The following is an 11,900-nucleotide window of genomic DNA, read 5'->3' as shown; positions in this document are numbered from 1 at the left end:
GGCGCCCCGTAAGGGGCGTGAGGAAGGGGACCGCTACGCCAAACCCTCGGAGGGCATGGCAGTCTGGGGTCATGGCCGTGCAGATCAACCCCAGCATCCTGTCCGCCGACTTCGCCCGCCTCGCGGACGAGGCGAAGGCGGTCGAAGGAGCCGACTGGCTCCACGTCGACGTCATGGACAACCATTTCGTCCCGAACCTCACGCTCGGTGTGCCGGTCGTAGAGTCGTTGGCCCGTGCGACGGACACTCCGCTGGACTGCCATCTGATGATCGAGGCCCCCGATCGATGGGCGCCCCAGTACGTAGAAGCGGGGGCCGGATCCGTCACCTTCCATGTCGAGGCGGCCGCCGCTCCGGTGCGTCTGGCCCGCGAGATCCGGGCCAAGGGCGCGCGAGCCTCCATGGCGCTCAGGCCCGCGACACCGATCGAGCCGTACGAGGACCTGCTCCCCGAGCTCGACATGCTGCTGATCATGACGGTCGAGCCCGGTTTCGGGGGTCAGGCGTTTCTCGACATCATGCTCCCGAAGATTCGCCGCACCCGCGAGTTGATCAGCAAGCACGGTCTTGAGCTGTGGCTTCAGGTGGACGGCGGTGTTTCGGCGGCCACCATCGAGCGGTGTGCGGAGGCGGGCGCGGACGTCTTCGTGGCCGGTTCAGCGGTGTACGGGGCGGCGGACCCCGCCGAGGCGGTCCGCGCGCTGCGCGCCCAGGCGGAAGGAGCGACGAAGTCCGCCGCGTGGGCATGCGACCACTGAGCCAAGGGAACGTGAACGGCGCCCATCAGGGCGGATCCAGTGCGTCGGATCTGCAAGGATGAACGGCGAATCCAGAGTGTGAACAGTAGTGAGGAGATCGCCGTGTCGGGTATGTCGGCGGGCCGGTCAGCCATGCGGATGGGACCCGCTGAGCTGGTGCAGGCGGCGGCCATGGCCCGCCGCTTCTACCTCGAGGGCAAGTCCAAGATCCAGATCGCCGAGGAGTTCGGCGTCAGCCGCTTCAAGGTGGCCCGGGTCCTGGAGACCGCCCTCGAACGGGATCTCGTGCGTATCGAGATCCGCGTCCCCGCCGAGCTGGACGCCGAGCGCTCGGACGCGCTGCGCGCCCGCTACGGCCTCAGGCACGCCGTCGTGGTCGAGTCGCCGGCGGAGGCCGAGGACTCTCCCGACCCGGAGAACCTGGGAGAAGTGGCAGCCGATCTGCTCGGCGAACTGGTGAACGAGGGTGATGTGCTGGGCCTGGCCTGGGGCCGGTCCACCATCCACATGGCGGCCGCGCTCGACCGGCTGCCGCCGTGCACGGTGGTGCAGCTGACCGGCGTGTACGACGCCGGGACCGCCGAGCGCGGCTCGGTGGAGGCGGTGCGCCGGGCGGCCCAGGTCTCGGGCGGCGACGCGCACCCCATCTACGCGCCGATGCTGCTACCGGACGCGGCCACCGCGGCGGCGCTGCGCAATCAGACCGGGATCGCCCGGGCCTTCGAGTACTTCGACAAGGTCACGGTCGCCTGTGTCTCCATCGGTTCCTGGGAGCCGGGCATCTCCACGGTGCACGACATGCTCAGCGACCAGGAGCGGGCGCACTACGCCTCGCTCGGGGTCGCCGCCGAGATGTCGGCCCACCTCTTCGACGCCGACGGCCGCCGGGTCGGGCGGGACCTGGGCGAGCGGTGCATCACCGTCAAGGCCGACCAGCTCCGCCGTATCCCCGAGGTCGTCGCCATCGCGGGCGGGTCGCGCAAGGCGTCCGCGATCGACGCGGTGCTGCGGTCGGGGCTTGTCACCAGCCTGGTGACGGACACCTCGGCGGCGGATGTGCTGATGACGTCGGGACCGACCCCGAAGCCCGCGCTCAACAGGGCCGACCCGGACGGACAGTGACGGTATGTCAGGAAGGGGGTGGCCCGGTGGCCGCCCCCTTCGTTCATCGGCGCTCACTACGGACTTGGCGGTTCTGAGATGACGGAAGTGCTGGCCACGTTGGACCTCGCCGGGGTCACCGACAAGGCGGGGCTGATGGACCGGTGCCTGCGGGATCTGGGACTGCCGGACTACTTCGGCCGCAACTGGGACGCGCTGGCCGACGTTCTCTCGGATCCGGGTCTGTGGCCCGAGGACACCGCGGTGATCGTCGTACGGAACTGGCAGCCGTACGCCGATGTGCGGCCGGACGAGTGGGGGATCGCCCGCGAGGTGTTCTCGGGCGCCTCCGCCGTCACCGTGGCCCTTGCCCTTGGAGGATCCTCCTAGGCGCCTCTGACCAGCCTGGATGAACTGACCGTGTATGGCATTCCGGCCGACATGGGACAATGAAGTACGTGCTCTTTCCCCCTGGCTGACCTGTCCGGGGGCCACTTCTGAACGACTGGGATGTGCAGCACGTGCGTTTCCTCAATGACATCCAGCCCCCGTACGACCTGACGTACGACGACGTCTTCATGGTGCCGAGCCGCTCCGCGGTCGGTTCCCGCCAGGGCGTGGACCTCAGCGCCCCGGACGGCTCGGGCACCACGATCCCGCTCGTCGTCGCCAACATGACCGCCATCGCCGGCCGCCGTATGGCGGAGACGATGGCCCGGCGTGGCGGCCTGGTGGTCATCCCGCAGGACATCCCGATCGACGTCGTCACCGAGGTCGTCACCTGGGTCAAGGGCCGCCATCTGGTCCTCGACACCCCCATCGTGCTGGCCCCGCACCAGACGGTCGCCGACGCCCTCGCCCTGCTGCCCAAGCGGGCGCACAACGCCGGTGTGGTCGTCGACGACGACTTCAAGCCGGTCGGCGTGGTCACCGACGCCGACCTGAGCGGCGTGGACCGCTTCACACAGCTCGAGGTCGTCATGTCCCGCGATCTGCTGCTGATCGACGCCGACCTCGACCCGCGCGAGGCCTTCAACACCCTCGACCACCACAACCGCCGCTACGCCCCCGCGGTCGACGCCGACGGCAAGCTCGCGGGCATCCTCACCCGCAAGGGCGCCCTGCGCGCCACGCTCTACACCCCGGCCGTGGACGCCAACGGCAAGCTGCGCATCGCCGCCGCCGTCGGCATCAACGGCGATGTGGCGGGCAAGGCCAAGCAGCTGCTCGACGCGGGCGTCGACACGCTCGTCATCGACACGGCGCACGGCCACCAGGAGTCGATGATCACCGCGATCAAGCTGGTGCGCGCGCTCGACCCGCAGGTCCCGATCGTGGCCGGCAACATCGTCGCCGCCGAGGGCGTCCGGGATCTCATCGAGGCCGGTGCCGACATCATCAAGGTCGGCGTGGGCCCCGGCGCCATGTGCACCACCCGCATGATGACCGGCGTCGGCCGGCCGCAGTTCTCCGCGGTGCTGGAGTGCGCCGCCGAGGCCAAGAAGTACGGCAAGCACGTCTGGGCGGACGGCGGTGTCCGGCACCCGCGTGACGTCGCCATGGCGCTGGCCGCCGGTGCCTCCAACGTGATGATCGGCTCCTGGTTCGCGGGCACCTACGAGTCCCCGGGCGACCTTCAGCACGACGCCCAGGGCCGCGCCTACAAGGAGTCCTTCGGCATGGCGTCCGCGCGTGCCGTGGCCAACCGTACGTCGGAGGAGTCGGCGTACGACCGGGCCCGCAAGGCGCTGTTCGAGGAGGGCATCTCCACCTCGCGGATGTTCCTCGACCCGGCCCGTCCGGGCGTGGAGGACCTGATCGACTCGATCATCGCGGGCGTCCGCTCCTCCTGCACCTACGCCGGCGCCGGCTCCCTGGAGGAGTTCGCCGAGAAGGCCGTCATCGGCATCCAGAGCGCCGCCGGCTACGCCGAGGGCAAGCCGCTGCACGCCAGCTGGAGCTGACGCAACTCCCTTTCGTACGGCCCCCGTTGTCCCGGTCGCCCGGGAAAATCGGGGGCCGTTCCGTATGCCCCGGCTCTACCGTCGGGGTATGGAGATCACCGCCTGCACGGCCGCCGACATTGCGCTGCTCGACCGGTACCTCGGCTCGCCCGGTCGCACCTCGTTCCACGCCCGACGGTTCGCGCGCCAGGAGGCGGGCCAGTGCACCTATCTCGTCGCCCGGCTCGACGGGCGGCCCGTCGGGCATGCCGAGATGCGCTGGATCGGCTGCGCGGACGCCGGGGTGCGGGCCGCACTGCCCGGCTGCCCGGAGATCGGCGGTCTCGCCGTGGCCGAGGAACTGCGCTCGCGGGGCATCGGTACGGCCCTGGTGCGCGCCGCCGAGGAGTTGGCCCGGCAGCGGGGCCTGACCGTCGTCGGCATCGGTGTCGGCAAGGACAATCCGCGGGCCGCCGCGCTCTACGAGCGGCTCGGCTATCGGTCCCTGACCGACTACCTCGACCGCTACTCGTACGAGGACCACGACGGCGCGATCCGTGAGTGCGTCGACTCGTGCGCGTTCCTGGTCAAGGACCTTCTCTGAGGGCCCCGCGCAACGGTCGACAGCCGCCGTGCAACGAACACCCACCCAGCCCCGATGAACGCAATGATCATGCGGGCACACGCAAGGTTGCTGCATTACAACGGCAACGCCGAAGCTCATAGGCTGTCGCCTCGTACGTGGCGTGGCGGGGACTCCGCTCGGTGGGTCCCGGCTTCAACGGGGTGCCGCCTGTCCCTGCCGCCCTGACCGGCAGCGATGAAGGAGCCAACGCGTGCTCGACCAAGGCGCACCTCCGCAGGACAGAAGTCAGACCGCTCCCGCGTCCCCGGGGCTCGGCGCGCGCCTGATGCGACGCAAGCCCGTGGAAGCGCTGGTCGCGGAGGGTGGCCAGGGTGAGGGAGGCTCGCTGCGGCGCTCCCTGGGCCTGTGGCAGCTCACCATGATCAGCATCGGTGCCACCCTCGGCACCGGCATCTTCGTCGTCCTCGGCGACGCCGTCCCCGAGGCCGGACCCGCGGTCACCCTGGCCTTCGTCATCGCCGGTCTCACGGCGCTGTTCTCGGCTCTGTCCTACGCGGAGCTCGCGGGCAGCATCCCGGTCGCCGGCTCCTCGTACTCGTATGCGTACGCAACCATGGGCGAACTTGTCGCCTGGGTCTGCGGCTGGTGTCTGGTGCTGGAGTACGGCGTCTCCGTGGCCGCCGTGGCGGTCGGCTGGGGTGAGTACCTCAACGAGCTCCTCGACGGCACGATCGGTGTCACGATCCCCTCCGCGCTGTCCTCGGCGCCGGGTGAGGGCGGCATCATCAACCTGCCCGCGCTGATCGTCGTCCTGCTGGCGATGGTGTTCCTGCTCGGTGGCGTCCGGGAGTCCGCCCGCGCCAACACGATCATGGTCGCGGTGAAGATCGCCGCGCTGGTGCTGTTCTGCGCGGTCGGCTTCATGGGCTTCAAGTCCGGCAACTACGAGGACTTCATGCCCCTCGGCATGGCGGGCGTCAGCGCCGCCGGTGCCACGCTGTTCTTCTCCTACATCGGCTTCGACGCCGCCTCCACCGCCGGTGAGGAGGCCAAGAACCCCAAGAAGGACCTGCCCCGCGCGATCATGCTCTCGCTGATCATCGTCACGGCGCTGTACGTCCTTGTCGCTGCCGTCGCCGTCGGCGCCTGGAACTGGACCAAGTTCGAGGGCTCCGAGGCCTCCCTCGCCGCGATCATGACCGACGTCAGCGGCCAGAGCTTCTGGGGCACCCTGCTCGCGCTCGGCGCGGTCATCTCCATCGCGTCCGTGGTCCTCACCGTGCTGTACGGCCAGACCCGCATCCTCTTCGCGATGTCCCGCGACGGTCTGGTGCCCAAGGCGCTCGGCAAGGTCGACGCGAAGACCGGCTCGCCGCGGCTCAACACCGTGATCGTGTCCCTGTTCTGCGGTGTCCTCGCCGCGATGATCCCGCTCGGCAAGCTCGTCGACGCCACCAGCATCGGCACGCTGTTCGCCTTCGCGCTGGTCAACATCGCGGTGATCGTGCTGCGCTACAAGCGGCCCGAGCTGGAGCGGACCTTCAAGGTGCCGTTCGGTCCCGTGCTGCCGGTCCTGGGCTTCGCGTTCTGCGCGTACAACATGTTCAGCCTCGACACCGTGACCTGGGTGGTCTTCGGGTTCTGGATGGCGGCGGGTCTCGTGTTCTACTTCCTTTACGGCCATCGCCGTTCCCGTCTCGCGACGGACGAAGCTCTCGTAACGCCAGAAGTGAAGTGAACCACCCGCAGTGCTGAACGATCTCGACGAACGCATCGTGCACGCCCTCGCCGAGGACGCCCGCCGCTCCTACGCGGACATCGGGCAGCTCGTCGGCCTGTCCGCGCCCGCCGTGAAGCGGCGCGTGGACCGGCTGCGCGCCACCGGGGCCATCACCGGATTCACGGTACGGGTGGACCCGTCGGCGCTCGGCTGGGAGACCGAGGGGTTCGTCGAGATCTACTGCCGGCACAACACCTCGCCGGACACCATCCGGCGGGGCCTTGAGCGCTATCAGGAGGTCGTGGCCGCGTCCACCGTCACGGGTGACGCGGACGCGGTCGTGCAGGTCTTCGCCTCCGACATGCGGCACTTCGAGCGGGTCCTGGAGCGGATCGCGGGGGAGCCGTTCGTGGAGCGGACCAAGTCGGTGCTGGTGCTGTCGCCGCTGCTGAGGCGGTTCTCCTCGGGGTCTCCCACCTAGACCGTAGAGCGTTCGGCGCAAGACCTGATCGATGCCAGCAGGCGCTTCATGCCCATCGCATGGCCGCCCGTGCCGATCGCTAGGCGTCTGTAGAGGCGGCCCGTCAGGCCCGGGAACTTCGCTCGGGTCTCCGCCTTCAGCAGGTACCGGCCCGGCCCCGCCTCTTCGATGCGGAAGGTCAGGGAGTAGACCGAGTAGCGGTGGCTGCCGGTGAGGACCAGCTCGTGGCCCTTGTCCGCGGTGGCCACACGGAAGCCGGGCAGTGTCGAGCCCTCGGCCAAGGGGCGTGGCCCCGTCGCCCTGACGTCGGCGCAGCCCACCAGACGGGCGTAGCCGCCCCGGTCGAAGGACGTGTCCAGCGCCTCCGTCAGTCCTTGCCAGAGCGCGTCGGCGTCCGCCACGACCAGCGTCGTGTGTTCGTCGACGTAGGGCAGGTCGGCGGTCACATCGCATCCCCCGTCTTACGGGCCAGCGCGTTGTTCCCTATCGAGTTGTGGACGCTGAAGCTCACCGCGTCCGAGCGGTAGCGGTCGTCCGACCACTCCACCGGGCGCCCCTCGCGGGTCGTGGTCACCCGACGGACGCGCAGCAGCGGACTCGTGCGGCGGATGCCGAGCAACTCGGCGTCCTGGGCGCCGGCCGCCACGGCGTCGATGACATGCTCGCCGTACGCGAAGACCAGGCCGGTGTCCTCGTAGAGCCGCTGGGTGACGGACGGGCAGTCCGGCTCGATGGACTCGACGGCCGGGGAGATCCAGTCCGCGTAGACCGTCCGCTCCAGCAGGACCGGCTCGCCGTCCAGGCCGCGGACTCGGACGACGTGCAACACCTCGGTGTCGGCGGCCAGTTGGAGCCGTACCGCGTCCTCGGCGGTTGCCGGACGGTACTCCTGCGCGACGACCTGTCCCGTGGCCTCGCGGCCCATCGCGCGTGCCCACTGGGCGAAGCTGCGCAGTTCGGCGAAGCTCTGGCTGCGGCGGCTGGCCAGGACCACCCGGCGGGCGCCCTGGCGGGAGCCGATGAGCCCCTCGGCGGTGAGCGCCGCCACGGCCTGGCGGACCGTGCCGCGCGAGACGCCGTAGTGGGCCGCGAGTTCCGTCTCGGCGGGCAGCAGACTGCCGACGGTGTACTCCTCGCGGTCGATCGCCCGGCGCAGCTCGCCCGCGATCTCCTCGTGTCGCGCCGTCATGCTTCCCCTCTGGATCGGTTGCTGTGCACAGCGTGACCAGCCTAATGGAGAACTGTCGTTGATCCGTGTCAGCCGGGATTGTGCAGGGAATCAAGGGTCAGGGTTTCGCCAGTGTTTACGGGCGTGTCACCGACGACGGGCGTACTGAGGCCAACTTGTTCAGACAAGTTCGCAGCATCCTCGGATTCCCTCCTGCGCCCCCTGGAGCAGTCGTGACCCTGTCCCTGCCGAGAACCGCCGCCCTCGGCGTCGTCGCCGCGCTCGCGCTGAGCGCCTTGAGCGCCTGTGGCGCCGCCCCCGACGACGCGTCGACCACCGCCGACGGCAAGAGCGCCGCCACCGCCACCTCCGCCGCCGACTTCGGCGGCCTGTCCGAGCTGGTCGCCGCGGCGAAGAAGGAGGGCACGCTGCACGCCATCGCGCTGCCCCGCGACTGGGCCAACTACGGTGCCCTCATTGACGGCTTCGAGAAGAAGTACGGCATCAAGGTCGAGGTCGAGAACCCCGACGGCTCCAGCCAGGACGAGATCAACGCCGTCACCTCGCGCAAGGGCCAGGACCGCGCTCCCGACGTCCTGGACCTCGGCAGCTCCTTCGCGCTGAGCGCCGCCGAGCAGGGGCTGCTGGCGCCGTACAAGGTCGCCGCCTTCGGTGACATTCCCGAGGGGCAGAAGGACGCGCAGGGCCGCTGGTACAACGACTACGGCGGCTACATCTCCATCGGCTGCGACGCGAAGCGGGTCAAGGAGTGCCCGAAGACCTTCGCCGATCTGCTGAAGCCGAAGTACAAGGGCCAGGTCGCCCTCAACGGCAACCCCACCAAGTCCGGTTCCGCCTTCGCCGGCGTCTACGCCGCCGCCCTCGCCAACGGTGGCTCCTTCGACGACATCCAGCCCGGCCTGGACTTCTTCGCCGAGCTGAAGAAGAACGGCAACTACACGCCCGTCGAGTCGACCCCGGCCACCGTCGAGAAGGGCGAGACGCCGATCAGCATCGACTGGGACTACCTGAACGCCGGTTACGCCGAGGAGTTCCAGTCCAAGGGCGTCGACTGGCAGGTGACCGTGCCGACCGACGGTGTCTTCTCCCAGTACTACTCCCAGGCCATCAACAAGGACGCCCCGCATCCGGCGGCCGCCCGGCTGTGGGAGGAGTACCTGTACAGCGCCGAGGGCCAGAACCTGTGGCTGGCGGGCTACGCGCGGCCCGCGCTGATGCCCGCCATGGAGCAGGCCGGCACCCTCGACAAGACGGCCGCGGCCAAGCTGCCCGAGGTCTCCGGGACGCCCAGCTTCCCGACCGAGGCCCAGCAGAACAAGGCCAAGACGGTCCTCGGACAGGGCTGGGCGAAGGCCGTCTCCGGATGACGGCCACCCTCATGCGTCCGGACGTGGCGCCCGTCGCTTCGGTACAGAAGCGCCGGCGCCGCGTCCCGGGCGGGCTCGCCGTCCTCCCGCTGCTGGCGTTCACCGCACTCGCCTTCGGGCTGCCCGCCTGGGCCGTGCTCGACGGCGCCTTCACGGCCAAGGCCACCGGCGCATACAGCACCGCGAACCTGACCACCTCGCTCCAGGGCGCCTACCTCACGGCCCTGCTCGGCAGCGTCAAGCTCTCCGCCGTCTCCGCCGTGCTCGCGGCGCTGCTCGGGCTGCCGCTCGCCCAGGCCGTGGTGACCTCCCGGTCCCGTGCCCTGCGCGAGGCGGTGCTCACCGCGTCCGGGGTGCTCGCCAACTTCGGCGGTGTCCCGCTCGCCTTCGCCTTCGTCGCCACCCTCGGCAACGCCGGTGTGCTCACCCGGCACCTGGGCCTGACGGACAAGGGCTGGGACCTGTACAGCTTCTGGGGACTGGTCCTCGTCTACCTGTACTTCCTGATCCCGCTGATGGTCCTCACCATCGCCCCGGCCCTGGAGGGCCTGCGCACCCAGTGGCGCGAGGCGGCGCGGAACAACGGCGCCACGGCCGTGCAGTACTGGCGGTACGTGGCTCTGCCGGTGCTGCTGCCGTCGCTGCTCGGCGGATTCGTGCTCCTCTTCGGCAGCGCCTTCGCCGCCTACGCCACCGCCGCCGCCATGGTGGGCAGTTCGGTACCGCTGGTCACGCTCCAGATCGCCGACGCCCTCTCCGGCAATGTGCTGGTCGGCCAGGAGAACGTGGCGCTCGCCCTCAGCCTCGACATGGTCCTCGTCGCGGGCCTGGTCATGGCGGTGTATCTGCCCCTGCAACGACGGAGCGCGCGATGGCTCGCCTGACCCTGTGGCGGTGGGGCGTGCTCGGCCTCGCCGGACTGTACTTCCTGGTGCCGCTGGCCGCGTCGGTGGTCTTCACGGTGGACGTTCCGGGCCAGGGCATCACCTTCGACGCCTATACGCAGATCTTCGCCACCGAGGGCTTCCTGAGCAGCCTGCTGCTCTCGCTCGGGCTCGCCGCCGCGACCATCGCCCTGGTCCTGCTGCTGACGGTGCCCGCCACGGTCGCGCTCAGGCTCGGCGCGGCCCGGCTGCGGCCGGTCGTCGAGGTGGTGTGCTCGCTGCCGCTGGTCGTCCCGCCGATCGCCTTCGTCGCCGGTATCGGCACGGTCCTGAAGTGGGGCCCCGAGCACCTGTCCCGCACGCCCCTGTTCCAGACCTTCGTGGCGATCCAGAACCCGGACTTCCCCATAGTCCTGGTCCTCGCCTACGTCGTGATGGCGCTGCCGTTCGTGTACCGGGCGCTGGACGCCGGGCTCCGCGCCATCGACGTACCCACCCTCGTCGAGGCCGCCCGCAGCTGCGGTGCCAGTTGGCCGCAGGCGCTCCTCCAGGCCGTGCTGCCCAATCTGCGCGGGGCGCTGCTCAACGCCTCCTTCCTCACGCTCGCCCTGGTGCTGGGCGAGTTCACGGTGGCGCAGTTGCTCGGCTTCCAGCCCTTCGCCGTGTGGATCGTAAACGTCAGCGGCTCGCAGGCCCAGTTGTCCGTCGCCGTGTCCGTGCTCAGCCTGCTCGTGACCTGGCTGCTGCTCCTCACGCTCGCGGGGTTCGGCGGCCGTACCCGTAGGGGGAACCATGTCTGACCAGACAGCTACCGTCGAATTCCGCGGTCTGCGCAGGGAGTTCGGGCCGACCGTAGCCCTCGACGGCCTCGACCTGACCGTCCGCCCCGGTGAACTCCTCGCCCTGCTCGGCCCCTCCGGTTGCGGCAAGACCACCGCGCTGCGCATGCTCGCCGGGTTCGAGCAGCCCGACTCCGGCGAGGTACTGGTGGACGGCGAGGACGTCACCCGGGTCCCCGCGCACCGCCGCGACGCCGGAATGGTGTTCCAGTCGTACAGCCTCTTCCCGCATCTGGACGCCGTCGACAACGTCGCCTTCGGGCTGCGGATGCGCAAAGTGGGTACGGCCCAACGGCGGGCACGGGCCGCTGAGTTGCTGGAGCTGGTCGGTCTCGCCGACAAGGGTGGCCGTTACCCGCATCAGCTCTCCGGCGGACAGCAGCAGCGGGTCGCGCTCGCCCGTGCGCTGGCCCTGCGCCCGCGCGTCCTGCTGCTCGACGAACCGCTCTCCGCGCTCGACGCCAAGGTCCGCCTGACGCTCCGCGAGGAGATCCGCCGGCTCCAGCAGGAGCTCGGCATCACCACCCTGTTCGTCACCCACGACCAGGAAGAGGCGCTGTCCATGGCCGACCGGGTCGCCGTGATGCGCGCCGGACGGCTCGAACAGTGCGCGGAACCGGCCGAGTTGTACGGCCGTCCCGCGACCGCCTTCGTCGCCGAGTTCGTCGGCACGATGAGCCGGATTCCCGGCCGGATGGCGAAGGACGTCGTCGAGGTGCTGGGGCAGCGGCTGCCGGTCGACGGCCCGGTGCCGTCCTCGTCGGATGTGGACGTGCTGGTGCGTCCGGAGGCGGTGCGGGTACAGGCCGATGACACCGGTGACGCGCGCGTGGTCGCCGCCGCCTTCCTCGGGGCCGTCACCCGGGTCACCGTACGGCTGGCCGACGGCACCGAGGTCAAGGCCGACCTGGCCGAGGCGCCCGCCCCCGGAGCCGCCGTACGGGTGTCGCTGCCGGAGCGATCCGTGCTGGTGGCGGAACGCAGCACTGGATGAACGAGCCCGTGCGGGTGGCGGAACGAATCACGGACGCA

At 70.1% G+C, this 11,900-nt stretch carries 13 protein-coding genes; 11 read left to right on the top strand and 2 right to left on the bottom strand.

Annotated elements, in window-relative coordinates; all coding sequences use genetic code 11:
• Positions 1-71 precede the first annotated feature (71 nt).
• The 7 genes from rpe to OHT76_RS07730 all read left to right on the top strand — a co-directional run bounded on the left by rpe (position 72) and on the right by OHT76_RS07730 (position 6,589).
• Entirely contained in the window at positions 72-758 is a 687-nt protein-coding gene (gene rpe, locus OHT76_RS07760; protein ID WP_328870006.1) for a ribulose-phosphate 3-epimerase, read from the top strand.
• A 78-nt stretch (positions 759-836) separates the two neighbouring features.
• Positions 837-1,880: a sugar-binding transcriptional regulator gene (locus tag OHT76_RS07755; protein ID WP_328870005.1), complete on the top strand. Its 1,044-nt coding sequence runs from the start codon at positions 837-839 to the stop codon at positions 1,878-1,880.
• A gap of 78 nt (positions 1,881-1,958) precedes the next feature.
• Positions 1,959-2,249 carry a barstar family protein gene (locus OHT76_RS07750; RefSeq protein WP_328870004.1) on the top strand — a complete coding sequence of 97 codons (291 nt, stop codon included), beginning with the start codon at positions 1,959-1,961 and terminating at the stop codon, positions 2,247-2,249.
• Positions 2,250-2,380: 131 nt separating this feature from the next.
• Positions 2,381-3,823, top strand: coding sequence for a GuaB1 family IMP dehydrogenase-related protein (locus tag OHT76_RS07745; RefSeq protein ID WP_328876479.1), 1,443 nt, complete (start codon positions 2,381-2,383; stop codon positions 3,821-3,823).
• 88 nt (positions 3,824-3,911) lie between these two features.
• Positions 3,912-4,406 carry a GNAT family N-acetyltransferase gene (locus tag OHT76_RS07740; protein WP_328870003.1) on the top strand — a complete coding sequence of 165 codons (495 nt, stop codon included), beginning with the start codon at positions 3,912-3,914 and terminating at the stop codon, positions 4,404-4,406.
• A gap of 232 nt (positions 4,407-4,638) precedes the next feature.
• Positions 4,639-6,126, top strand: a complete 1,488-nt coding sequence (locus tag OHT76_RS07735) for an amino acid permease (protein ID WP_328870002.1) — start codon at positions 4,639-4,641, stop codon at positions 6,124-6,126.
• A gap of 10 nt (positions 6,127-6,136) precedes the next feature.
• Positions 6,137-6,589: an Lrp/AsnC family transcriptional regulator gene (locus tag OHT76_RS07730; protein ID WP_048581051.1), complete on the top strand. Its 453-nt coding sequence runs from the start codon at positions 6,137-6,139 to the stop codon at positions 6,587-6,589.
• Here OHT76_RS07730 and OHT76_RS07725 read toward each other — a convergent pair.
• Entirely contained in the window at positions 6,586-7,035 is a 450-nt protein-coding gene (locus OHT76_RS07725) for a hypothetical protein (protein WP_328870001.1), read from the bottom strand. The two genes, OHT76_RS07730 and OHT76_RS07725, sit on opposite strands and share 4 nt — an antisense overlap.
• A complete protein-coding gene (locus tag OHT76_RS07720) occupies positions 7,032-7,778 on the bottom strand; it encodes a GntR family transcriptional regulator (RefSeq protein WP_328870000.1) in 747 nt (248 codons plus the stop codon). The genes OHT76_RS07725 and OHT76_RS07720 overlap by 4 nt, the downstream gene beginning before the upstream one ends.
• Before the next feature lie 212 nt (positions 7,779-7,990).
• Here OHT76_RS07720 and OHT76_RS07715 point away from each other — a divergent pair, with 212 nt between their 5' ends.
• From OHT76_RS07715 to OHT76_RS07700, 4 genes are read left to right on the top strand one after another with little or no spacing between them, the layout of a single operon-like run.
• Positions 7,991-9,145, top strand: a complete 1,155-nt coding sequence (locus tag OHT76_RS07715) for an ABC transporter substrate-binding protein (RefSeq protein ID WP_328869999.1) — start codon at positions 7,991-7,993, stop codon at positions 9,143-9,145.
• Positions 9,142-10,029: an ABC transporter permease gene (locus tag OHT76_RS07710; RefSeq protein WP_328869998.1), complete on the top strand. Its 888-nt coding sequence runs from the start codon at positions 9,142-9,144 to the stop codon at positions 10,027-10,029. Before OHT76_RS07715 ends, OHT76_RS07710 begins: the two co-directional genes overlap by 4 nt.
• Complete coding sequence (locus OHT76_RS07705) at positions 10,017-10,829, top strand: ABC transporter permease (RefSeq protein ID WP_328869997.1); 813 nt, start codon at positions 10,017-10,019, stop codon at positions 10,827-10,829. The genes OHT76_RS07710 and OHT76_RS07705 overlap by 13 nt, the downstream gene beginning before the upstream one ends.
• Entirely contained in the window at positions 10,822-11,862 is a 1,041-nt protein-coding gene (locus OHT76_RS07700; protein ID WP_328869996.1) for an ABC transporter ATP-binding protein, read from the top strand. Before OHT76_RS07705 ends, OHT76_RS07700 begins: the two co-directional genes overlap by 8 nt.
• Positions 11,863-11,900 lie beyond the last annotated feature (38 nt).

The sequence above is a fragment of the Streptomyces sp. NBC_00287 genome (genome assembly GCF_036173105.1).
GTDB lineage: Bacteria > Actinomycetota > Actinomycetes > Streptomycetales > Streptomycetaceae > Streptomyces.
Note: the sequence above shows the minus strand (reverse complement) of the source record. Positions and strands in the feature narration are given on the sequence as shown.